At 72.9% G+C, this 23,088-nt stretch carries 20 protein-coding genes, 1 tRNA gene and 1 pseudogene; 16 read left to right on the top strand and 6 right to left on the bottom strand.

The window, feature by feature from the left end; translation table 11 throughout:
* Positions 1 to 31 precede the first annotated feature (31 nt).
* From GXP74_RS35815 to GXP74_RS35770, 10 genes and pseudogenes are all read left to right on the top strand, one after another.
* The gene (locus GXP74_RS35815) at positions 32 to 919 is read left to right on the top strand and encodes a TatD family hydrolase (protein ID WP_182455383.1); all 888 of its coding nucleotides are present in this window, start codon (positions 32 to 34) and stop codon (positions 917 to 919) included.
* A gap of 699 nt (positions 920 to 1,618) precedes the next feature.
* Positions 1,619 to 1,855, top strand: a pseudogene (locus tag GXP74_RS41240) (transglycosylase family protein); the annotation flags it as partial.
* A gap of 28 nt (positions 1,856 to 1,883) precedes the next feature.
* Positions 1,884 to 2,843 (top strand): 16S rRNA (adenine(1518)-N(6)/adenine(1519)-N(6))-dimethyltransferase RsmA, encoded by a 960-nt coding sequence (gene rsmA / locus GXP74_RS35805; protein WP_182455382.1) that lies wholly within the window; start codon positions 1,884 to 1,886, stop codon positions 2,841 to 2,843.
* A 53-nt stretch (positions 2,844 to 2,896) separates the two neighbouring features.
* On the top strand, positions 2,897 to 3,817 hold the full coding sequence (locus GXP74_RS35800; RefSeq protein ID WP_225448422.1) for a 4-(cytidine 5'-diphospho)-2-C-methyl-D-erythritol kinase: 921 nt from the start codon (positions 2,897 to 2,899) through the stop codon (positions 3,815 to 3,817).
* Between the two features lie 164 nt (positions 3,818 to 3,981).
* Positions 3,982 to 5,775: an ABC-F family ATP-binding cassette domain-containing protein gene (locus tag GXP74_RS35795; protein ID WP_182455380.1), complete on the top strand. Its 1,794-nt coding sequence runs from the start codon at positions 3,982 to 3,984 to the stop codon at positions 5,773 to 5,775.
* A gap of 91 nt (positions 5,776 to 5,866) precedes the next feature.
* Positions 5,867 to 6,346: a hypothetical protein gene (locus tag GXP74_RS35790; protein ID WP_182455379.1), complete on the top strand. Its 480-nt coding sequence runs from the start codon at positions 5,867 to 5,869 to the stop codon at positions 6,344 to 6,346.
* Between the two features lie 13 nt (positions 6,347 to 6,359).
* On the top strand, positions 6,360 to 7,805 hold the full coding sequence (locus GXP74_RS35785) for a WXG100 family type VII secretion target (protein ID WP_182455378.1): 1,446 nt from the start codon (positions 6,360 to 6,362) through the stop codon (positions 7,803 to 7,805).
* 12 nt (positions 7,806 to 7,817) lie between these two features.
* Positions 7,818 to 9,104: a type VII secretion-associated serine protease mycosin gene (mycP, locus tag GXP74_RS35780; protein WP_225448421.1), complete on the top strand. Its 1,287-nt coding sequence runs from the start codon at positions 7,818 to 7,820 to the stop codon at positions 9,102 to 9,104.
* Positions 9,105 to 9,203: 99 nt separating this feature from the next.
* Positions 9,204 to 10,538, top strand: coding sequence for an MFS transporter (locus GXP74_RS35775; RefSeq protein WP_182455377.1), 1,335 nt, complete (start codon positions 9,204 to 9,206; stop codon positions 10,536 to 10,538).
* A 22-nt stretch (positions 10,539 to 10,560) separates the two neighbouring features.
* Positions 10,561 to 10,633: transfer RNA gene (locus GXP74_RS35770), tRNA-Thr, on the top strand.
* A gap of 90 nt (positions 10,634 to 10,723) precedes the next feature.
* On the opposite strand, the gene GXP74_RS35765 is transcribed toward GXP74_RS35770, so the two are convergent.
* Complete coding sequence (locus GXP74_RS35765; protein WP_225448420.1) at positions 10,724 to 11,440, bottom strand: nucleoside/nucleotide kinase family protein; 717 nt, start codon at positions 11,438 to 11,440, stop codon at positions 10,724 to 10,726.
* Between the two features lie 134 nt (positions 11,441 to 11,574).
* On the opposite strand from GXP74_RS35765, the gene GXP74_RS35760 reads away from it, so the two are divergent.
* The 5 genes from GXP74_RS35760 (at position 11,575) to GXP74_RS35740 (ending at position 17,000) form a co-directional block, all read left to right on the top strand.
* Entirely contained in the window at positions 11,575 to 12,243 is a 669-nt protein-coding gene (locus GXP74_RS35760; protein WP_182455376.1) for a LuxR C-terminal-related transcriptional regulator, read from the top strand.
* A gap of 345 nt (positions 12,244 to 12,588) precedes the next feature.
* Positions 12,589 to 13,725, top strand: a complete 1,137-nt coding sequence (gene galT, locus GXP74_RS35755) for a galactose-1-phosphate uridylyltransferase (RefSeq protein WP_182455375.1) — start codon at positions 12,589 to 12,591, stop codon at positions 13,723 to 13,725.
* Positions 13,722 to 14,684, top strand: a complete 963-nt coding sequence (gene galE, locus GXP74_RS35750; RefSeq protein ID WP_182455374.1) for a UDP-glucose 4-epimerase GalE — start codon at positions 13,722 to 13,724, stop codon at positions 14,682 to 14,684. Before galT ends, galE begins: the two co-directional genes overlap by 4 nt.
* A gap of 10 nt (positions 14,685 to 14,694) precedes the next feature.
* Positions 14,695 to 15,915, top strand: a complete 1,221-nt coding sequence (gene galK / locus GXP74_RS35745) for a galactokinase (protein WP_182455373.1) — start codon at positions 14,695 to 14,697, stop codon at positions 15,913 to 15,915.
* A gap of 167 nt (positions 15,916 to 16,082) precedes the next feature.
* A complete protein-coding gene (locus GXP74_RS35740; protein ID WP_182455372.1) occupies positions 16,083 to 17,000 on the top strand; it encodes a response regulator transcription factor in 918 nt (305 codons plus the stop codon).
* Between the two features lie 6 nt (positions 17,001 to 17,006).
* Here the strand turns inward: GXP74_RS35740 and GXP74_RS35735 are convergent, their stop codons facing one another.
* The 4 genes from GXP74_RS35735 to GXP74_RS35720 form a co-directional block, all read right to left on the bottom strand.
* A complete protein-coding gene (locus GXP74_RS35735; protein ID WP_182455371.1) occupies positions 17,007 to 17,756 on the bottom strand; it encodes a hypothetical protein in 750 nt (249 codons plus the stop codon).
* 95 nt (positions 17,757 to 17,851) lie between these two features.
* On the bottom strand, positions 17,852 to 19,615 hold the full coding sequence (locus GXP74_RS35730) for a phosphatidylglycerol lysyltransferase domain-containing protein (protein WP_182455370.1): 1,764 nt from the start codon (positions 19,613 to 19,615) through the stop codon (positions 17,852 to 17,854).
* A 125-nt stretch (positions 19,616 to 19,740) separates the two neighbouring features.
* Positions 19,741 to 20,667, bottom strand: a complete 927-nt coding sequence (locus GXP74_RS35725) for an SGNH/GDSL hydrolase family protein (RefSeq protein ID WP_182455369.1) — start codon at positions 20,665 to 20,667, stop codon at positions 19,741 to 19,743.
* Between the two features lie 260 nt (positions 20,668 to 20,927).
* On the bottom strand, positions 20,928 to 21,425 hold the full coding sequence (locus GXP74_RS35720) for a MarR family winged helix-turn-helix transcriptional regulator (protein ID WP_182455368.1): 498 nt from the start codon (positions 21,423 to 21,425) through the stop codon (positions 20,928 to 20,930).
* Positions 21,426 to 21,530: 105 nt separating this feature from the next.
* On the opposite strand from GXP74_RS35720, the gene GXP74_RS35715 reads away from it, so the two are divergent.
* Entirely contained in the window at positions 21,531 to 22,322 is a 792-nt protein-coding gene (locus tag GXP74_RS35715) for a trans-aconitate 2-methyltransferase (protein ID WP_182455367.1), read from the top strand.
* Positions 22,323 to 22,369: 47 nt separating this feature from the next.
* Here the strand turns inward: GXP74_RS35715 and GXP74_RS35710 are convergent, their stop codons facing one another.
* Positions 22,370 to 23,083, bottom strand: coding sequence for a TetR family transcriptional regulator (locus GXP74_RS35710; RefSeq protein ID WP_370468507.1), 714 nt, complete (start codon positions 23,081 to 23,083; stop codon positions 22,370 to 22,372).
* Positions 23,084 to 23,088 lie beyond the last annotated feature (5 nt).

Raw genomic sequence — 23,088 nt, 5'->3', positions numbered from 1 at the left:
GGGTCGGGGCCGTCCGAGGGAGGATGGCCCCATGGCCCAGTCGAAGAAGTCCCAGTCCGACAAGAACGTCGCCCCGCCGCTGCCGGAGCCGCTGCGGGTGGCCGTCGCCGACTCGCACACCCACCTGGACATGCAGCAGGACGGGGCCGAGGCCGGGCTGGCCAAGGCCGCCTCGGTCGGGGTCACCACCGTCGTCCAGGTCGGCTGCGACCTGGACGGCTCGGTGTGGGCCGCGCGGCTGGCCGAGGCGCACGAGAACGTCCACGCGACGGTGTCGCTGCACCCGAACGAGGCGCCCCGGATCGTCCTCGGCGACCCGGACGGCTGGAGCGGGCGGCGGCGCGGGCCCGGCGGCCCGGCCGCGCTGGACGAGGCGATCGCCGCCATCGACGAGCTGGCGGCGCTGCCGCAGGTCAAGGGCGTCGGCGAGACCGGCCTCGACTACTACCGGACCGGCCCGGAAGGCGTCGAGATCCAGCAGGAGTCGTTCCGCCGCCACATCGCGCTGGCGAAGAAGCACGCCAAGGCCCTGGTCATCCACGACCGGGACGCCCACGACGACGTGCTGCGGATCCTGCGCGAGGAGGGCGCGCCGGAGCGCACCGTCTTCCACTGCTACTCCGGCGACGCCGAGATGGCCAAGGTCTGCGCCGAGGCGGGCTACTACCTGTCCTTCGCCGGACCGGTCACCTTCCCGGCCAACCAGCACCTGCGGGACGCGCTCGCGGTCACCCCGCTGGACCGGGTCCTGGTGGAGACCGACGCCCCCTTCCTGACCCCGGCCCCGTACCGGGGACGGCCGAACGCCCCGTACCTGATCCCGGTCACGCTGCGGGCGATGGCCGTGGTGCGCGGCCTGGACGAGGACGCCATGGCCACCGCCCTGGCCGCGAACACCGCCCGCGCCTTCGACTACTGACGAGGACCGCTGCTGGCGATGACCGCTGCTGACGACGACCGCCGATGGCGATGACCGCCGGTCGGGTGACGGCGGCCGCCTGGTCGGGTGAACGGCCGGTGACCCCGCCGCCACTGGGTCGTTGATCCGCGCGGGAGGACCGTGTCGGACGGCGGAAGGCTTCGAGTGAACGGTTCAGCAGGCTCTCAGCGGACGCTTCCACGGGCCCTGGTGCTGGCCCTGCTCGTGGGCGGGAGCGGCGGCTTCGCCGCCCAGAGCCACCAGGCCCGCGCGGACGTCGGCGACGTCCCGGGCCACCAGCGGGTGGACTTGGACGTCGAACCGACGGCCGAGGCGCTGCCCACGGCGCGGGGCCGGGCCGAGCAGCTGCCGCCCGCCGCCGCGCCGGGACCGAACCCGTCGGCCGCCTCCCCACTGGCCCCCAACCTGCTGGCCCCGAACCTGCTCACCTCGAACCCGCTGGCCGGGCGCCCGCTCGCCGGGCACCCGCTGGCGGCGCTGCTGCCGCTCAGCGTCCCCCGCCCGGCCTCCGCCGGTGCGGGCCCGGCGGAGGCCGCCCCGGCGCACCTCCACGGCTCCGGCCGCCACGCGGCCCACACCCGTCCGGCCGACACCGGCCGCTCCGCGCACCGCCGCCCCGGCGAGCACCGGGCGCACTCGCACCGACGGGACCTCCCGGACACCCCGCACGTCACCGGCGAGCTGAACTGGGGAGCGCTGGCCCTCTGCGAGGCCGGGGGCGATCCGCGCGCGGTCGACCCCAGCGGGCGCTACGGCGGCCTCTACCAGTTCGACGCCCGCACCTGGCGCAGCCTCGGCGGCCACGGGCTGCCGCAGGACGCCTCCGCCGGGGAGCAGACCGACCGCGCCCGGGAGCTCTACCAGCGACGCGGCCTGGAACCCTGGCCCGCCTGCGGCCCCCGCGCCGCCGGATAGGACCGGCCGACCGGTCTAAGCTTGGGCGGTGAGCACCCGCACTGAAGACTCGTCCACGGAGGGCCCCCTTCTCGGCGCCGCCGACATCCGCAGCATCGCGGACGCCCTCGGCGTGCGTCCGACCAAGCAGCGCGGCCAGAACTTCGTGATCGACGGCAACACCGTCCGCCGGATCGTCCGCGCGGCGGAGGTCACCGAGCGGGACGTGGTGGTGGAGGTCGGTCCGGGCCTGGGCTCACTCACCCTGGGCCTGCTGGAGGTGGCCGACCGGGTCACCGCCGTGGAGATCGACGCGCTGCTGGCCAGGCACCTGCCGACCACCATCGCCGCCCGGCTGCCCGCGCGCGCCGACCGCTTCGCGCTGGTCCACGCGGACGCCATGGAGGTCACCGAGCTCCCCGGCCCGGCGCCGACCGCGCTGGTCGCCAACCTGCCGTACAACGTCGCGGTGCCGGTGCTGCTGCACATGCTGGAGACCTTCCCGAGCATCGAGCGGACCCTGGTCATGGTCCAGTCCGAGGTCGCCGACCGGCTCGCGGCCGTCCCCGGCAACAAGGTCTACGGGGTGCCGTCGGTCAAGGCCAACTGGTACGCCGAGGTGAAGCGCGCCGGGGCGATCGGGCGCAACGTCTTCTGGCCCGCCCCGAACGTCGACTCCGGCCTGGTGTCGCTGGTCCGCCGGGAGCCCCCGGTGACCACCGCCACCCGGCGCGAGGTGTTCGCGGTGGTGGACGCCGCCTTCGCGCAGCGGCGGAAGACGCTGCGCGCGGCGCTGTCCGGCTGGGCGGGCTCCCCGGCGGCGGCCGAGGCGGCGCTGGACGCGGCCGGGATCGACTTCCGGCTGCGCGGCGAGACGCTGACCGTCGAGCAGTTCGCCCGGATCGCCGAGGCCCGGCCCACGGGCACGGACACCGGTACCGACACGGGCACCGGCTCCGACACCGGCTCCGACACCGGCGCCGGCGCCGGTGGCTCTCCGGCAGAATGAAGCCGCCCGTCCTCGTCACCCGAACCAGCAGTGAGCAAGGGGAGCACCCGCCAGTGTCGCCGTCCATCACCGTGCGCGTCCCGGCCAAGGTCAACGTCCAACTGGCGGTCGGTGGTCGCCGGGCCGACGGCTACCACGGCCTGGCCACGGTCTTCTTCGCCGTCGGACTGTACGACGAGGTGACCGTCGCACCGGCCGACCGCCTCAGCGTGACCGTCGAGGGTACCGACGCCCAGCACGTGCCCGCCGACCCGAGCAACCTCGCCGCCAGGGCCGCCGCGCTGCTCGCCGCCCGGCACGGCATCGAGCCCTCGGTGCGGCTGCACATCGCCAAGGACGTCCCGGTGGCCGGGGGCATGGCCGGGGGCAGCGCCGACGCCGCCGCCGCGCTGGTCGGCTGCGACGCGCTGTGGGGGATCGGCAGCAGCCCCGCCGAACTCGCCGCGCTCGCCGCCGAACTGGGCAGCGACGTACCGTTCGCGCTGCTCGGCGGCGTGGCACTGGGGGAGGGCCGGGGGGAGCTGCTGACCCCGGTGCCGGTCAGCGGCAGCTTCCACTGGGTGTTCGCGGTCGCCGACGGCGGCCTGTCCACCCCCGCCGTCTACACCGAATGCGACCGGCTGCGCTCGCTGCGCGGCGGCGCGGGCGAGGACGACGTCCCGGCCCCGGCGGCCGACCCGGCGCTCCTGGCGGCGCTGCGCGACGGGGACGCGGTGGCGCTCGGCGCGGCCCTCGGCAACGACCTGCAGGCCGCCGCGCTGGGGCTGCGCCCGTCGCTGGCGGCGACCCTGCGGGCGGGCAGCGACGCGGGCGCCATCGGGTCGCTGGTCTCCGGCTCCGGGCCCACCTGCGCGTTCCTGGCCAAGGGCGCCGAGGACGCGGCGAGCGTCGCCGGGGCGCTGGCCGCCTCCGGCACCTGCCGCGAGGTACGGGTCACCGAGGGCCCGGTGAGCGGCGCGACGGTGGTCGGCTGACCGCCCTCCCGAGCCCGGCGCCGGACCCGGTCGGGGCGGGCCGTCGGCGGCCTCGGACCGGCCTCGGACCGGCCTCGGACTCCCGTCCGCGCGCTCCCGGCTCCGCGCCTACTAGGCTGGGGGCCCAGAGCAGGTCCCCCAGCCCCCGCAGGAGCAGAGCAGCCGTGGCAGTCAACCTCGTCACCGTCGAAGCCGTCACCAAGGTGTACGGCACGCGCGCCGTCCTCGACGGCGTGTCCGTCGGGGTCAGCGAGGGGGACCGGATCGGCGTCGTCGGCCGCAACGGCGACGGCAAGACCACCCTGACCCGGATCATGGCGAAGCTGGAGGAGGCCGACACCGGCCGGGTCACCCACGTCGGCGGCCTGCGCATCGGCGCGCTGACCCAGAGCGACTCGCTGGACCCGGCCGCGACCATCCGGCACGAGGTGATCCGGGACCAGGCGGACCACGAGTGGGCGGGCAACTCCAAGATCCGCGACGTGCTCACCGGCCTGTTCGGCGGCCTGAACCTGCCGGGCTTCGCCGAGGGCCTGGACACCGTGATCGGCCCGCTGTCCGGTGGCGAACGCCGCCGGATCGCGCTGGCCAAGCTGCTGATCGCCGAGCCCGACCTGCTGGTGCTGGACGAGCCCACCAACCACCTCGACGTCGAGGGCATCGCCTGGCTCGCCGGGCACCTGCGCGCCCGCCGCTCGGCGCTGGTCGTGGTCACCCACGACCGCTGGTTCCTGGACCAGGTCTGCACCCGGATGTGGGACGTCCAGGCGGGCACGGTGCACGAGTACGAGGGCGGCTACTCCGACTACGTCTTCGCCCGCGCCGAGCGCGAGCGGATCGCCAGCACCGAGGAGACCAAGCGGCAGAACCTGGTCCGCAAGGAGCTGGCCTGGCTGCGGCGCGGCGCCCCGGCCCGCACCTCCAAGCCCCGGTTCCGGGTCGAGGCCGCCAACGAGCTGATCGCCGACGTGCCGCCGCCGCGCGACCGCGCCGAGCTGATGAAGTTCGCCAACTCCCGCCTCGGCAAGACCGTGTTCGAGCTGGAGGACGTCACCATCCAGGCCGGTACCAAGCTGCTGCTGGAGCACCTCACCTGGAACCTCGGCCCGGGCGACCGGATCGGCCTGGTCGGTGTCAACGGCGCGGGCAAGACCTCGCTGATGCGGGCGATGCAGACGGCCTGGGCGAGCGACGGCGACCTGCAACCCGCCTCGGGGCGGGTGGTGGTGGGCAAGACCGTCAAGCTCGCCTACCTCTCGCAGGAGGTCGCGGAGCTTCCGCCGACGCTGCGGGTGCTGGAGTCGGTCGAGCAGGTACGGGGCCGGGTCGACCTCGGCAAGGGCCGGGAGATGTCCGCCAGCCAGCTCTGCGAGACCTTCGGCTTCACCAAGGAGAAGCAGTGGACGCCGGTCGGCGACCTCTCCGGCGGTGAGCGCCGCCGCCTGCAACTGCTGCGGCTGCTGATGGACGAGCCCAACGTGCTGTTCATGGACGAGCCGACGAACGACCTCGACATCGAGACCCTGAGCCAGTTGGAGGACCTGCTCGACGGCTGGCCCGGCTCGCTGGTCATCGTCAGCCACGACCGGTACTTCATCGAGCGCACCACCGACGTGGTGTACGCGCTGCTGGGCGACCAGGCGCTGCGGATGCTGCCCAAGGGCATCGACGAGTACCTTGAGCGCCGCCAGGTGATCGCCGAGCGCACCGCGGCCGCCGCCCCGGCCGCGAGCTTCCCGAAGAAGACCGGCGACACCCGGGCGGCGAAGAAGGAACTCCAGCGGATCGAGCGGCAGATCGTCAGGCTCGACAAGGACGAGGCCAAGCTGCACGAGCAACTGGCCGAGCACGCCTCCGACTTCGGCAAGGTCGCCGAACTCGACGCGAAGCTCCGGGCGTTGAAGGAGGAGCGGGACGACCTCGAACTGTCCTGGCTGGAGCTCGCCGAGGACGTCTGACCCGCCCCCGGTCGAGTGAACGCCGGTGCGTCGCCGGTGTGGTGGGGTATTTTCGTCTGTGCACTGAGTAGGCCACAAGTGCGGGGGACGAATGACCGAGAAGAGCCCAGTCACCACCACATCCGGCCCACCGGGCGCGGTCAGCGTCGAGATCGACACCCTGACCGCGTTCCGCGACCGCGTCAACGCCCTGCTCGCCTCGCTGGACTCGGGCCCGGCCGCGCCGGGCAGTATCGGCCGCCAGGGACTGACGGAAAGTCAACTGGGCAACACCTTCGCTGAGGTGAAGCTCCTCGTGGAGCGCTACGGCGTCGTCCACAGTCAGTTACAGGCCCTGTCCCGGACGCTCACCGACCAGATCAACGCCATGGGCATCACCCTCCAGGTGTCCCAGGTCGGCTACGAGCACGTCGAGGCCGAACAGATCTCCAGACTCTGGTTGATCCAGAACCAGACCACCGCCTCCCAGCCACCGCCCGCACAGGCGAACCGGACCGTCGCCCAGCAACTCGCCGCCGCCGCGTCGGCGCCGGCCCCGGCGCCCACCCGGACCGGGAGCAGGCAGACGTGAGGAGCGGGGAGCAGTGAAGACCATCGGCTCGGGCGCCGACGACTGGAGCCCGGTAACCGACTTCGAGAACTGCACGCACGAGCAGCTCTGGGAGATGGTCCAGGGCGCCTCTCCGACGCAGATCCTCCTGGTCGGTGACACCCTGGCCAAGGCCGGTACCCAGATCCAGTCCCTGGCCGACGACCTGGCCCAGCACCTCGCCGGTCTCCAGTGGACCGGCACGGCCGCCGACGCCTTCACCGGCTGGGCACGGCAGGTGGTCTCCGCGACCGACACCCTGTCGATCTACGCCAACAACACCGCCGTGGCGCTCACCATGGCCGGGACGCAGCTGGGTTCGACGATCGCCGGGATGCCGCCGGTACCGACGGCGGACCTGCGGACGGTCGCGGAATTCCGGAAGCAGCAACTGCTGACCGCAGGCGACCCCAAGACCGTCCCCGCCGGGGGCATCACCCAGGACGCCGCGACCAGGGCCCAGGCGAACATCCAGTCGGCCTACCAGGAAGCCCTGGGCCAGATGGAAAGCCTCGGCGGCGCGTACGTCGGCGCGGTAGCCACGATGGGCGTCAGCACGATCCCCACCTTCCCCCCACTCCCCAGCACCCTGATGCCGCCGCAGGGCAGCGGTTATGCCGACACCGGGGCCGACTCCGCAGCACGCAGCTGGCCGGGGCAAGGGGCCTCGTCACCGTATGGCGATGGTGGGCTGCGTTCTGGCACGAGTCCTGCGGGGAGCTCTTCCAGCGGATCCCCGACAGGTGCGGTTGGCAGGACGTTCGTAGCAGTGCAGTCCCCGTTGTTGGGTACGGGCAACTCCGGTGGTGGTATGTCGACGGTGCTTCAGGGGACCCACCCTTACGAGGCTCCGGCCCCGAACACCCACACCGCAGGCGGAGGCATCGGTGGAGGTGGAACGGCTCCAGGGAGTGGGGCCATCGTGCCTCCGTCGTTGCTCGGTATGAGCGGAAGCGCTGGATACGGTGGTGGCGAAGCACGTGGGCCGGGTACGGCCCACGGCGCGGGTGGTCGTGCGTCGACCGGTTCCGGCGCCCCAGCGGGTGAGCGGGATATCGGTATCAGTGGCGGCACCGCCATGCCTGCCGAGAGCGGAGGCCACTTCGGCGCGACAGCGATGGGAGTAGACAGGGGCCCAACCAGCGCAGCATATGTCCGCGAGATCGGGGCGATTGGCGATGTGGCCGGTATCGGCGGCTCGGCCAATGTGCCGTCACCCACAGCCGAGACAGGGATCAGCCCGGAGGCCATTCCTACCGGAAGTACGACAGATTCTCAGCACGCCGGGGAATTTCTGCCCGGTGGGATGGGAATGGGCGGAATGGGACAGATGGGCGACGGTAGCAGCAAGCGGAGACGCCGCCGTGCCGCATATCTGGTGGAGGACGGGGAGACCTGGACGTCAGCTACGTCCGGGGCCAATCCTGCGGTGATTGAGTAGCGCTTCGACTGGGTGACTCACAAGGATGACGAGGAGAGCCGGATGGCACTGTCGGGTATGCGATCGGTGTCGCGCGTCACGGCTGTGCTGGCCGCAACGATGGCCCTGGTGTCGGGGGGTGCGTCAAGTGCCGGCGCTTCCCCCTCGCTCACGTCGATCCGGGCCCAGGAGTGGTGGATCGACGCCATGCATGTGCCGGACGCGGTGTGGCCCATCTCGACGGGAAAGGGCATCACTATCGCTGAGATCGACAGCGGAGTTGACGCCGATCACCCGGACTTGGCCGGTCAGGTACTCCCCGGCCAGAACTTCTCAGCCCTCCCAGGCGGCGCGGACACTGACACGGACGGCCACGGGACAGGGATGGCCAGCTTCATGGTGGGGACGGGAAAGGGCTGGGACGACAATGGAATGTACGGTCTTGCCCCTGGCGCGAAGATCCTGCCCTTGCGCATCGTGCCTGCTGGTGGCAACGAGGATGTTTTTTCCATGGATTTCGCCAAGCAGATGTCCGAGGCGATTCGTGCCGCAGCCGACAGCAGTGCCCAGGTCATCAACATCTCGATGTCCCAGACCGAGGATGAGTCAAATGTACGCAACGCGGTCGAATATGCATTGTCCAAAGGAAAATTGATCGTCGCGGCAGTTGGCAACGATGGGGCCTCGGGAAATCCCGCCGAGTATCCCGCTGCTTTTCCCGGAGTCGTCGGCGTGGGAGAGACCGACCAAAAGGGCAACGTGGCCACGGAATCCGAATACGGCCCGCAGGTTGCGCTCACCGCACCAGGAGCGAACATGTACCGGGCCTGTGTAGGGCCGACTGGGTACTGCACGAGCCACGGCACCAGTGACTCCACTGCGCTGGTCTCCGCCTCGGCTGCTCTGCTCTGGTCTGTTCATCCGACGTGGACGGCGGACCAGGTCATTCGGGTCCTGATGAACACCGCCAATGCCGGTAGCCGGCCGGGTGTTCATGACCCCTACTTCGGTTACGGGCTCGTTCGGCCGCGGGTCGCTCTGGTGACGCCCGGTGATCCCGGGGCTGCTGGGGTGAATCCGTTGCTGCCGGTCGTGGCGGCCAGCTCCGTTGCGCCCAAGGCGGGTTCGCCTGGTGCGGGGCGGGCCGGCGGTGCCGTCGCGCGGGGGAGCGGTGGCGGGGCCGGGGTGCTGGTGGGCGCGGGCGTCGGGGTGCTGGTGCTCGCGGGGGTCGGGGGAGTGGTGGTGCGCCGGAGGCGCCTGCGGGGCCGGGTGTCGTCGGCACCCGAACCACGCGATCCCTATGCGCACCTGCCCCGGTAACGGTCAGTCGGTTCGGTGGAGCCCCCGGCCGGGGGGAGAGACTCGCCGTCGCTCGGGTGGTGACCGGCTGTCAGGGCCCCCGGGGCCGAGAATGGCGAGATGTCGGGAAATGCCCCCAGTCGTGTCATTCCGGCCGTACTCATCGGCTCCACCACTGAGTTCTATGACTTCTTCATCTACGGCACCGCCGCCGCCCTCGTCTTCAGTCGCACTTTCTTCCCGCACCTCACCCCGGTGAACGGGCTGCTCGCCGCCTTCTCCGTCTACGCCGTCGGCTTCCTGGGCCGACCCACCGGCGCGGTGCTCTTCGGGCATCTCGGGGACCGGGTGGGGCGCAAGCGGGTGCTGATCGGGTCGCTGCTGCTGATGGGCCTGTCGACGACCGCCGTCGGCCTGCTCCCCGACTACGCCGAATGGGGGATCTGGGCGCCGATCACCCTCACCGGTCTGCGGTTCCTCCAGGGTGTCGGCCTCGGCGGCGAGTTCGGCGGCGCCGCGCTGCTCGCGATCGAGCACGCGCCCCCCGGCCGCCGTGGCCGCTTCGGCGCGTACGTGCAGCTCGGGCCCTGCCTCGGCTTCGCCGTCGCCACCGGGCTGTTCTGGTCGCTGTCCCGCTTCCTGCCGGAGGCGGACTTCCTGGCCTGGGGCTGGCGGCTGCCGTTCCTGGCCTCCGCCGGTCTGGTCGGCCTCGGCCTGGCCGTACGGATGCGGGTGGAGGAGTCGCCGGCCTTCCTGGCCACCGCCGCCGCCCGGGCGGCGGACCCGGACCGGCCCGACGGGGACCGGGCGCCGCTGGTGACCGTGGTGCGACGGCACCTGCGGCTGCTGCTCCTCGGCGCGGGCACCGTCGTCAGCGGCTCGGTCTTCTTCTACGTCGCCACCACCTGGGCCCTCGCGCACGCCACCGGCGACCTGCACATGCCCAGGACCCGGATGCTGGCCCTGCTGCTGGTGTCCAACCTGATCCTCGGCGCCGCGACCTACGCCGGTGCGCTGCTCTCCGACCGGTACGGGCGCCGACCGGTGATCCGGGCCGGGATGGCGGCGGCACTGCTCTGGTCGCTGCCACTGGTCCCGCTGCTGGACACCGCCCGGCCGTCGCTGGTGCTGCTCGGCCTGGCCGGGGCGATGGTCGCGCTCGGCCTGCTGCACGGCCCGATCCCGGCGTTCCTGCCGGAGCTGTTCCCGGCGGAGGTGCGCTGCTCCGGCTCGTCGGTGAGCTACAACCTGGGCGCGCTCACCGGCGGGGCACTGGCGCCGCTGATCGCGACCAGACTGACCGCGAGCCTCGGCTCCTACGCGGTCGGCTGGTACCTGGTGGCGGCCTGCTGCTGCTCGCTGCTGTGCCTGCGCGCGCTGCCGAAACAGGCGAATCACGCAGAAGCGGTCGAACTGCTCGCGGCGGCCGAGGCGATTTCGTATTCGGGGCAGTGACCAGGTATTGTCTTCCTCGTTCGCCCCTATAGCTCAGTCGGTAGAGCGTCTCCATGGTAAGGAGAAGGTCTGCGGTTCGATTCCGCATGGGGGCTCCGGAAGGACCGAAGGCCCCCCGCCCGAGTGGCGGGGGGCCTTCGGCGTTCCCGAGCTCGCACCGAGCTCGCACCGGGACCGCGTCGTGGTCAGCCGGTGCCGACCACCCGCGTGCAGCGCCCGCGCGAGGACTTCACCAGCTCGCCGTTCGGCCGGTCGTTGCCCTCGACCCGGGCCCGGGCCCGTTCCGCCGACGAGCCGTTGCCCAGGTGCCGTTCCCGCAGCCGCTGCTCCCGCAGCTCGTCGGGCGCGTCCACGTACCAGAGCTCGTCCAGCAGTTCCGCCGCCTCGCGCCAGCCGGGAGCGTCCAGCCCCAGGTAGTTGCCCTCGGCCACCACCAGCCGGACGCCGGGCGCGATCCGGTGCCGGGCCGCGACCGGTTCATGCAGGGTCCTGTCGTAGTCCGGCGCGTAGACGTCGTGGTCGGGCAGCGGGACCGCGCCGACCCGGCGCAGCAGCGCGGCGTAGCCGTACACGTCGAAGCTCGGCGGCGAGCCCTTGCGGTCGCCGAGGCCCAGGCGTTCCAGTTGCTGGTTGGACAGGTGGAATCCGTCGAGTGGCAGATACGCGGCAGTGTCAGTGCCGAGGCGTACGTTGATTCCGTCCACGAGGGTACGGGCGAGGGCGGACTTCCCGGCAGCGGGCGGTCCGCACAACCCGAGCAGGCGCCGCCCGGGGCGGTCGAGCAACCGGGCGGCGTCAGCGACCAGCGGTGGATCGCCGTTTCGGCGCGGAGGCGCGGGCGGCGCCGAGCGCGGGGGTGTGGGCGTCGGGGCGGGTTTCGGCCGGTACTGGGGCGTGGACATGGCGCCCAGACTGCCAAAGATGGTCGGGTCGCAGAAGCGGACGTGTCCTGGCCGGTGAAGTGCTGGCGGTCCGTGCACGGAATGCGTTGTGATGGTGCGTCACGGTCGGGTACGGCCGAGCGAGAGGGGGCACCGTGGGCGTCAGGCTCGTGGTGACGGACGATCACCGGCTGCTGGCCGAGGCGCTGGCGACGGCGCTGCAACTGCGCGGGCACCGGGTGCTGGCGGTCGGCACCCCGGTGGGGGCCGCCGCCGACCTGGTGGCCAACCGCAGGCCGGAGGTCTGCCTGCTGGGCGTGGCCCATCCGGAGGACCCGGCGAGCTTCGACGTGGTGCGGCGGATCCGGCGGGAGCGGCCGGAGGTCGCGGTCGTGGTCATGGGCACCGTGCTGCACCTGTCCGGGGTCGCTTCGGCGCTGGCCGCGGGGGCGTCGGGGTATGTCCGGCAGGACGAACGGATAGAGGGCGTCGAACGGGCCCTGACCCGGGTCAGGGCGGGCGAGGCGGCGGTGGCGCCGGACCTGCTCCAGTCGGTGTTCGAGCACCTGCTGCGGCCGGTGGCCGAGCCCGACGGTGAGGCGGTGCGGCTGCTGCGGCTGCTGACCCGGCGCGAGGTGCAGGTGCTGATCCGGATCGCGGAGGGCGAGGACACCCGCGAGATCGCCGAGGGCATGGCGATCGCCCCCAGTACCGCCCGCACCCACGTCCAGCGGGTGCTGATGAAGCTGGGCGCCCGGACCCGGCTGGAGGCGACCGCCGTGGCCGCCCGCACCGGCCTCCTGGAGCTGGCCGCCCGCGACTGACGCCGCCGTACCCGCCCCTGAGCGAACCACCCCCGCCGGTCCGGCAGCCCGCCGGACCGGCCACAGCCGCGCCGGGGCCGTGCGCCCGCCCGCCCGCCCGCGCCCCGCCCGCGCCCGCCCCGGCCCGCCCGCGCCCCGCCCGCGCCCACCCGCGCGCCCGCACGCATCTGCCCGCGCCCGCACGCGCCCGCGCCCACCCGCGCCTGCCCGCGCCCGCCCGCGCGCCGCTGGGGGTTTCGCACATCAGCGGCTGAGATGGGGGCCACTCACATCTGTTGATTACTGAGTCATTGTGTTTGAATGTGTTGGCAAACGGTCCGGTCAGGTGTGAAGGTGGAGCCTCGCGTGAAGAAGACCAGCACCCGGTTGGCTGACGGTCGAGAGTTGATCTACTACGACGCGCTCGACGACGTCGTCAGGGACGCCGCCGACCTGCGGCCGCTGGGGGCCACCAGCACCGCCTCGGAGCTCCGCTACGACGCGCTGCTGGACGAATGGGTGATCATCGCCTCGCACCGGCAGGGCCGGATCTACCACCCGCCGGCGAACGAGTGCCCGCTGTGCCCCTCCCGGGACGGGCGGCTCAGCGAGATCCCCGCCGACGGCTACGACGTCGTGGTGTTCGAGAACCGCTTCCCCTCGCTCACCAGCGCGGCCCCGGCGGTCGCCGAGCGCGGGGCCGGTCCGCTGCCGAAGCTGGCCAGGCCCGGGAACGGCCGCTGCGAGGTGGTCTGCTTCACCTCCGACCACGACGCCTCCTTCGCCGACCTGACGCCGCAGCAGGTCGGTCTGGTACTGGACGCCTGGACCGACCGGACCGCTGAGCTGTCCGCCCTGCCCGGGGTGGAGCAGGTGTTCTGTTTTGAGAACCGGGGGGCGGAGATCGGGGTGACCCTCGGTCACCCGCACGGCCAGATCTACGCCTACCCGTTCGTCACCCCGCGCACCGAGCGGATGCTGGGCGCCGCCGCCGCCCACCGCCGCCGCACCGGGCGGAACCTCTTCGACGACCTGCTCGCCGACGAGCTCGCGGCCCGGGGCGGCTCCGCCGACCGGGTGGTCATCGCCGGTGAGCACTGGACGGCGTTCGTCCCGTATGCCGCGCACTGGCCGTACGAGGTGCACCTCTACCCGAACCGCCGGGTGGCCGACCTGCTCGCGCTGAACGACGCCGAGCGCGCCGAGTTCTGCGAGGTCTACCTGGACCTGTTGCGCCGCTTCGACCTGCTGTTCGTGGATCCCGCGGCCGGGGCCGCTGCCAGGCCCGGGCGGACGCCGTACATCGCCGCCTGGCACCAGAGCCCGGTCGGTTCGGGCCCCGGCAGCAGCGGTGAGCTGGCACTGCATCTGGAGCTGTTCACGATCCGTCGTACCGTAGGCAAGCTCAAGTTCCTGGCGGGCTCCGAATCCGGCATGGACGTGTTCATCAACGACGTGTCGCCGGAGACGGCGGCGCAGCGGCTACGAGAGGTCTCCCCATGAGCAAGTACCTGGTCACCGGTGGCGCCGGATACGTCGGCGGGGTCGTCGGCGCGCACCTCGTCGAGGCGGGGCACGAGGTGGTCGTGCTGGACGACCTGTCCACCGGGCACCGGCTCTCGGTGCCCGCCGGGGCCGCGTTCGTGCAGGGGCGGATCCAGGACGCCGGAGAGGTGCTCGACGGCTCCTTCGACGGGGTGCTCCACTTCGCCGCCAGCTCCCAGGTCGGCGAGTCGGTGGCGGACCCGGAGAAGTACTGGCGCAACAACGTCGCCGGTTCACTCGAACTGCTGAGCGCGATGCGCAAGGCCGACGTCCGGCGGCTGGTGTTCTCGTCCACCGCCGCCGTCTACGGGGAGCCGGAGCTCTCCCCGATCGAGGAGACCGCCCGTACCGCGCCGACCAACCCGTACGGCGCGACCAAGCTCGCGGTCGACCACATGATCACCAGCGAGGCCAACGCCCACGGGCTGGCCGCGGTGTCGCTGCGCTACTTCAACGTGGCCGGGGCGTACGGCGTCCAGGGCGAGCGGCACGACCCCGAGTCGCACCTGATCCCGCTGGTGATCCAGGCGGCCCTGGGCAAGCGCCCGCACATCGCCGTCTACGGTGAGGACTACCCCACCCCGGACGGCACCTGCGTCCGCGACTACATCCACGTGGCCGACCTGGCCGAGGCGCACCTGCTGGCGGTGGCCGCCGCCCGGCCCGGCGAGCACCTGATCTGCAACCTCGGCAACGGCAGCGGCTTCTCGGTCCGCCAGGTCATCGACTCGGTGCGGCGGGTCACCGGCCGCGAGATCACCGCGGTCACCGCCGAGCGGCGCCCCGGCGACCCGGCGGTGCTGGTCGCCTCGGCCGAGCGCGCCCGGACGGTCCTCGGCTGGCAGCCGACCCGGGCCGACCTGGACGGCATCGTCGCCGACGCCTGGAACTTCGCCCTCGCCCAGGAACAGGACTAAGGAGCAAGCAGTGCCCCCTCTTCACACCCCGGCGCCCGACGCCGACGAGCGCGACGACCTCCGCGACGCCGCCGTCGAGGGCTTCCGGGCGCGTTACGGCACCGATCCCGAGGGCGTCTGGCAGGCGCCGGGCCGGGTGAACCTGATCGGCGAGCACACCGACTACAACGACGGCTTCGTGCTGCCGCTGGCGCTGCCGCAGGCCACCCGGGTCGCCGCCGCCCGGCGCGACGACGGGCGGTTGCGGCTGCACAGCGCGCAGGCCGCGCAGGGCGCCGAGGTCGAGTTGGCCGGGCTGGTCCCGGGCGCGGTCAGCGGCTGGGCGGGCTATCCGGCGGCCGTGGTCTGGGCGCTGCGGGAAGCGGGCTTCGAGGTCGGCGGCGCCGACCTGTACGTGGACAGCGACGTGCCGGTCGGCGCCGGTCTGTCGTCCTCGGCGGCGCTGGAGTGCGCGGTCGGCCTGGCCTACAGCGACCTGTACGGGCTGGATCTGGAGCCGTCCCGGATCGCGCTGCTGGCGCAGCGGGCCGAGAACGACTTCGCCGGGGTGCCCTGCGGGGTGATGGACCAGATGGCGTCGAGCTGCTGCGCGCCGGGCGCGGCGCTGTTCCTGGACACCCGGGACCTGAGCTCGCGGCAGGTGCCGCTGGACCTGGCGGATGCCGGGCTGGTGCTGCTGGTGGTGGACACGCAGGTGAAGCACGAGCTGGCGGACGGCGCGTACGCCGCGCGCCGCGCCGGTTGCGAGCGCTCTGCGGAGCTGCTGGGCCTGGCCGCCCTGCGAGACCTCCCGCCGACGGACCTGGAGGCGGCCCTGACCCGGCTGCCCGAGGGCGAGCTGCGCGCGCTGACCCGGCACGTGGTGACCGAGGACGCCCGGGTGGAGCGGGTGGTCGCCCTGCTGGACGCCGGTGACCTGCGCGGTATCGGCCCGCTGCTGACCGAGGGGCACGCCTCGCTGCGGGACGACTTCGCGGTGTCCTGCGAGGAGACCGACCTGGTGGTGGCCACCGCCGCCGCCGCCGGGGCGCTGGGCGCGCGGATGACCGGCGGCGGCTTCGGCGGCTCGGTCGTGGTGCTGGCCGAGCGGGCCGACGCGGAGCGGATCGCGGGCGCGGTGGCCGAGGCCTTCGCGGCGGCGGGCTGGAAGCCCCCGCGCAGCTTCACCGCTGTTCCGTCGGCGGGCGCCCGCCGCCTCGGGTTCCCGGCGGCGGTGCACAACGAGGGCTGATTCGCCTGCCTGTACGACGGCCGGGGCCGCGAGCGGAGGGCTCGCGGCCCCGGCCGTCGCCTCGTGCGGGCACGGTCCGGCGCTTCCCATGCTGTGGGCAGGCTGTTGGCCCTACCCTGAGTTTGCGGGACCGGCGGGGGGTCGGTGCCGGACGAGGGGGGAGAACCGTGGGGCGTATCCGGGTCCTGGTCGCCGACGGGCACCGCATCTTCGCCGAGGCGCTGGCCACCGCCCTCGCGGCCGAACCCGACATCGACGTCGCGGCGGCCGGCAGCGTCCAGGCGGCCGAGCGGGCGCTGGACCGCGCCGTCGCCGAGAACCGACCGTTCCAGGTGCTGCTGGTGGACGCCGACCTGGCGCCCGGACCGCCACCCGGCGACGCCCGGACACCCGCGCCCGCCGGACGGGGCGCCCCCGGCGCCGAGCAGCATCCGGCCGATCCGCCGCGCCCGCCCGGCCGCGCCGTCGTCCCGCTGCCCGCGCAGCGCCGACCGCCCGCCGTCGCCGCGCGGATCGCCCCGCCGGTACCGGCCGGGGCGCGGGTCCCGGCGCCGCGCGCCGACAGCGCCGCCGCCGCGCCGCCCCGGCCTCGGGAGGGCGCGGCCGCCGTCGACGGCATCGCGCTGGTCGCCCGGGCCCGCGCGGCCCACCCGGAGCTGCACGCGATCGTGCTGTCGGCGGACGACGACCCCCGGCGCATCGTCCGCGCGCTACAGGCCGGTGCGGGCGGCTGGGTCGCCAAGGAGAGCTCGCTGGGGCGGCTGACCGCCATCGTCCGGGGGGTGCTGCGGGACGAGACGCACATCCCGCCGCTGCTGCTGACCGGCGTGGTCCGGGAGCTCACCGCCGCCCGCCGGGACCGCACCGAGAGCGAGCGGCTGGTGGAGTCGCTGACACCGCGCGAGCAGCAGGTGCTGCGCTGCATGGTCGCCGGGCTCGGCCGCCAGGCCGTCGCGGACCGGCTGTACCTGTCGCCGCACACCGTGCGCACCCACATGCAGAACGTCCTCGGGAAGCTCGGGGTGCACTCCACCCTCGCCGCCGTCGCGCTGGCCCGGCGCGCGGGGGTCGGGCCGGTCGAGTAGCGCCGGTCAGCCGGCCAGCTGCCCGCCGGTGCGCCGGACCTGCTCGGCGATCGGGCCCAGCGCCAGCGCGCTGCGCAGGGCGCCGGCGGTGCGTCCCAGTTGGCGGCCGATCGCCTCGCCGTACGCGGACGCGGTGATCGCGAACGCGATCGCCGCCAGGTGCTCGGCCCCGGCCAGGTTCGGCAGCAGCGCCTGTTCCAGGGCCAGGCCGAGGACCAGCAGGCCGCCGGTGAACCAGGCCCGGTAGCGCCAGGCCACGCACACAGCCAGCGCCACCACCGCCGCCGAGGGCCCGGTGTCCCGGGCGAAGGCGTCGGCGAAGGGCAGCCCGAAGACCTCGTGCGGCCCGATCCGGACGCCGTTGCGGGCGTAGAGCGTCCCGGCCAGTGAGCCGAGGACGGCGAGGACCAGGGTGCGCCAGCGGCCCAGGGTGACCTCGGCGATCCCGAACACCAGGAACACCTGCACCGCCGCACCCCAGACCGGCAGGTCAGGGGCCGGGACGAACAGCGAAAGGGGGGTGCGCAGCAGTTCCTGCCACAGCGGCAGCGAGGCCTGGATCACCCCGGTCCGCTGGACCAGGGCCGCCCCGGCGATGGTGTGCTGGAGCATCTGGAAGGCCACGATCGACGCGGTCGCCACCAGCGTCAGCGGGATCGCCGCCAGGCCCCGGCGGGCGATCGGTACCCGCACCGCCCGGTACAGCGCGCCCCACTCGGCCTCGACGGCCCGAACCAGCGGATGGGCGTTCGACATGACAGCTCCTCCGCTCTCTTCGTTCATACAACCTAAATATCCTAGCAAAATAGGACAAAGTTCAACCGGTACGGGCGGTCACGGATGCCGGGCGCTCAGGTCTCCAGCGCCGGGCGGTGCCGACGCTTGAACAGGCTGGGCAGGCTGGGCGTGGTGATGAACCCCTCGGCCCGGGCCGAGGCCAGCCCGATCCGGGGCAGGTCGCTGCTTCGTTCGAACAGCAGGTAGCGGGGCTCCCAGATCGGCCGGTACTTGGCGTTGGCCCGGTACAGCGACTCGATCTGCCACCAGCGCGAGAAGAAGAGCAGTACCGAGCGCCACATCCGCAGCACCGGTCCGGCGCCGAGCCGGGAGCCGCGCTCGAAGACGGCGCGGAACATCGCGAAGTTCAGCGACACCCGCTCGAAGCCGACCTTCTCGGCCTGCCCGATCAGCTCGATCACCATGAACTCCAGCAGTCCGTTGTCGGACTCCCGGTCGCGCCGCATCAGGTCCAGCGACAGGCCGTCCCGGCCCCAGGGCACGAAGCTGAGCAGCGCCCGCAGCACGCCCTCCCCGTCGTGGCACTCCAGCATCACGCACTGGCCGTCGGCCGGGTCGCCGAGCCGTCCGAGCGCCATCGAGAAGCCGCGCTCGGTCTGGCCGTCCCGCCAGTGGTCGGCGCGCTGGAGCAGGGTGTCCATCTCGTGCTCGGGGATGTCGGCGTGGCGGCGCACCCGGACGGTGTAACCGGCGCGTCCGACCTTCTTGTGCGCCTGGCGGACGTTGCGCATCGCGCGCCCCTCCAGGGTGAACTCGGAGACCTCGACGATGGCCTCGTCGCCCAGCTCCAGCGCGTTCATCCCGTGCCGGGCGTAGACCGTGCCGCCCTCCTCGCTGGCCCCCATCACCGCGGGCAGCCAGGCGTGTTCGCGGGCCTGCGCCTGCCACAGCTCGATCGCCCCCGGCCAGGCCTCCATGTCCCCGATCGGGTCGCCCGAGGCCAGCGACACCCCGCCGACCACCCGGTAGACCACGGCGGCCTTGCCGGAGGGGGAGAACAGCACCGACTTGTCCCGCCGCAGCGCGAAGTAGCCCAGCGAGTCCCGCTCGCCGTTGCGGTCCAGCAGCTCCCGCAGCCGCGCCTCGTCCGCCGGGGCCAGGTACTCCTTGCCCTTGGGCGCGCGGAACAGGGTGTACAGCACCAGCAGGAAGATCAGCACGCTCATCACGTTGATGGTGATGTCCACCCAGTGCGGGGTGTGGATGTCCCGGTAGGCGCTGCCGGAGGGGGCCAGCGTGTAGACCCGCATCAGGGTGTAGCCGGCCCGGCCCCACAGGGTGGAGCCGGTGGCGGTGTTGGTCGCGGAGACCAGCGCCGTGCCCAGCAGCACCGCCACCGCGCCGCCGCCGACCAGCGCGGCCAGCGCCAGCCAGGGGTTGGCGCGGTCGCCCTTGGCCTGGAACTCCTTGCGGCCGACCACCAGCGCCAGCAGCAGGATCAGCGTGAAGATCATGGAGATCCAGTTGAACCAGAGGTCCTTGGCCTCCGGGTAGACCGCCATGAAGAGCGCCACCAGCAGCAGGTACAGGCTCACCAGCACCACGTTGAACAGCCACGCGGCCCGCTTCCGGCGGCGCAGCATGACCGCCATGAACAGCGCCAGCGCGCCGGAGCTGAAGCCCGCGGTGAGCAGGTAGGGGGTGAAGAAGTCGCCGGTGTTGTGCCGGGTGACCTGGCTGCGGAAGGGGGCGGAGACGGCGCCGAGGAAGTTCAGCAGCGCGGTGATCCGCAGGTACCAGACGGCCACGGCGGCTGCCCGAGGGCGCCAGGCGTTCCGGCGGTTCGGCGTTGTTTCGGACGACACGTCCCTCCCCATCCCTTATCAGAGGATCTTCATCGTTGCATACCCTTTTCTCGTCTTTGTCCCCCGGGAAACGGAGAGCCCGCCCCCCGAACGGCGGGGGCGGGCTCGGTCCTGGTGCGGCCGTGGGCGGCGCGGTCTCAGCGGCGCCGCTCCAGCACCCGCTGGAAGACACCGGCGATCACGCCGTAGCCGAGCGTGTTGGCGTGGATGTTCTGGTACGGCGTGCACTCCCAGGTCCACTGGCAGACGTGGGCGACGTTGACCGGCAGTTGGCCCAGCCCGGGCACGCTGACCTGGTGGGTGAAGTCGTCGGTGGCGAAGGTCCGGGAGACGTCGGCCAGTTCGAAGCCCGAGCGGCGCAGTCCGGCCTGGATCGCGGCGTTGAAGGTGGTGGACAGCGTCACCGACTGCTCGGCCTCCTGCTGGCCGGTCGGTCCGGTGAGCCAGGCGGCGAGGAAGGGGTCGTAGTAGTTCATCCCGACGTACCGCGGGCGGGAGCCGCCGGCCCGGCGCAGCTGCTGGGTGATCTGCGGCAGCTGGGTGGCCACCGTGGCGATGCCCTTCTCGGCGCAGGCCAGGTCGAGGCCGGTGCTACCGGCGCAGCCGTCCACGTTGTTGGCGCCGATGTCGAGGGTCACCAGCCGGACCTGGCCGCGGTGGCCGTCGAGGAACTTCACCGCCGCCGCGAGCTGCGAGGCCGCGTCCGGGTAGGCGCAGATGCCGCCGCTGATCATCGTCTGGGTGGTCTCGCCGCTGCACCCGAAGCTGACGTGGACCAGCTCCGGGTCCCGCTTCTTCAGCTTGGCGTACAGCTGGTCGGGGTACGACGCCGAGGTGTTGGCGTCGACGTTCGGCTGGAAACCGACCGAGAGGGAGTCGCCGAGGGAGACGTAGTACTCCTTGCCGTGGTGCCGCGAACCGTGCTGCCCGTGGTGCTGGGAGTGCTGCGCGCCCTGGGCGGTGGCCGCGGTGGCGGGCGAGGCCGCGCCGGTCAGTGCCGCCGAGGCCAGGGCCGCGGCGGCGACGCCACCGAGGGCGCGGATGGTGCGGGAGCTGCTGAGCACGAGTGGGACCCCCTTGGTGGGGCGCCGCGTTCGGATGCGGGCCCCGGTCCCAGGGAGTATGGCAACCGGTGAGTAGCTTTTGGCAAGACCCGTGCGCCCGCCCGTTGCCGTCCCGTCCCGGCGGCACCACGGTCCGCGCCAAGGGGGATCCACCGTCCGTGCGAAGGACTCCGCCGTGCCCCCTGAGCCAGGACGTCAGGGGACACGGCGGAGCCGCACCGGGAGCCTTCCCCGGCCGTGCCGGTCTCAGACCGTCGGTCCTACTCCGGCAGGTTGTCGAACGGCGCGACCAGGCGCCGCAGCAGGTTGGCCAGATCGCCGCGCTGGGTGGCCGAGAGCTCGGCCAGCAGCGCCCGCTCGTGGGCGAGCAGGCCCGCCAGCGCCTCGTCCGCGCGTTCCTGGCCGGACTCGGTGAGCCGGACCAGTACGCCGCGGCGGTCGCCGGGGTCGGGCAGCCGCTGGACCAGGCCCTTCCCGGCCAGTCGGTCGATCCGGTTGGTCATCGTGCCGGAGGTGACCAGGGTCTGCGTCAGCAGTTGCCCGGGGGAGAGCTGGTAGGGGGCCCCGGCCCGGCGCAGCGCGGTGAGCACGTCGAACTCCCAGGGTTCGAGGCCGTGCTCGGCGAAGGCGATCCGGCGGGCCCGGTCGAGGTGGCGGGCCAGGCGGCTGACCCGGCTCAGTACCTCCAGCGGTTCCACGTCGAGGTCCGGGCGCTCGCGGCGCCACGCGTTGACCAGCCGGTCGACCTCGTCCTCCATGGGGACAGTGTAGTGGTGGATGTGTCGATGTGAAGTCTCTTGACATCAAGAAACCCGGTCGGTCACACTCGAAGTATCTTGATGTCGAGATATTTGGAGCCGAGCATGAGCACCCACACCTGGGACCCCGCGCAGTACCTGCACCACGCCGGGCACCGCAGCCGACCCTTCCACGACCTGGTCGGCCGGGTACCGGGCAGCCCGCGGCGGGTGGTCGACCTCGGCTGCGGGCCCGGCAACACCACCGCCACGCTGCCCGAGCGCTGGCCCGGGGCCGAGATCGTCGGAGTCGACAACTCACCGGCGATGATCGCGCGGGCCCGCCGCGACCACCCCGGCCTGCGCTTCGAGGCCGGGGACATCCGCGGCTACCGGCCGGACGCCGACCTGATCCTGTCCAACGCCGCGCTCCAGTGGGTCCCCGGCCACACCGACCTCTTCCCCGGCTGGATCGACTCGCTGCCGGTCGGCGGCGTCCTCGCCTTCCAGGTCCCCGGGAACTTCGACTCGCCGTCGCACACCCTGCTCGCCGGACTCCGGGACACCCCGCGCTGGTCCGGCCCGCTCGGCGAGGTGCACGTCGCCGCCGTGCACGGGCCCGCCGACTACCTGCGGCGGCTGGCCGACCTCGGCTGCGCCGTGGACGCCTGGGAGACCACCTACTGCCAGCTGCTCACCGGCTCCCGGGACACCCCCGGCGGCCCGGTCCTGGACTGGATGCTCGGCACCGGGCTGCGCCCCGTCCTGGCCGCGCTCACCGACCCGGCCGACCGCGAGGAGTTCCTGGCCGAGTACGGCGCGCTGCTGGACCAGGCCTACCCGGCCACCCCGCACGGCACGGTGCTGCCGTTCCGCCGGATCTTCGTCGTCGCCGTCAAGACCCCCGACGCCGCCTAGTTCCCGACGCCGCCCGGTTCCCGACGCCGCCCGGTTCCCGACGCCGACTAGTTCTTGCGCCGGCCGACCAGCTGCGGACGCCGCTCCATCCCCTCCAGGCCGTGCCAGGCCAGGTTCACCAGGTGGGCCACCACCTCGGCCTTCCCCGGCTTGCGCACGTCCAGCCACCACTGGCCGGTCAGCGCGACCATCCCCACCAGCATCTGCGCGTACATCGGCGCCAGCTTCGGGTCGTACCCCCGGGACTTGAACTCGTGCCCGAGGATGTCCTCCACCTGGGTCGCGATATCGTTGATCAACGACGCGAAGGTCCCGGTGGACTGCGCCACCGGGGAGTCCCTGACCAGGATCCGGAAGCCGTCGGTCGAGGTCTCGATGTAGTCCAGCAGCGCGAACGCCGCCTCCTCGCACAGCTCCCGGGGGTGGCCACCGGTGAGCGAGCCGGTGACCATGTCCATCAGCAGCTGCATCTCGCGGTCCACGACGACCGCGTACAGCCCCTCCTTGCCGCCGAAGTGCTCGTACACCACCGGCTTGGACACGCCGGCCTGCGAGGCGATCTCCTCCACCGAGGTCGCCTCGTAGCCGCGCTCCGCGAAGAGCATCCGACCGACGTCCAGCAGCTGCTCCCGCCGTTGCTTCCCGCTCATCCGCACTCGGGCCGCGCGTCCTCCGGTCGCCGGTGCCCTGCGTGCGCGTGCCGCCTTCGCGGGGCCCGGACTGCTCCCGGCGCCCCCTGAACCACCGCTGCTGTCACTCACAGGAC

This window comes from Streptacidiphilus sp. P02-A3a (assembly GCF_014084105.1).
GTDB lineage: Bacteria > Actinomycetota > Actinomycetes > Streptomycetales > Streptomycetaceae > Streptacidiphilus.
Note: the sequence above shows the minus strand (reverse complement) of the source record. Positions and strands in the feature narration are given on the sequence as shown.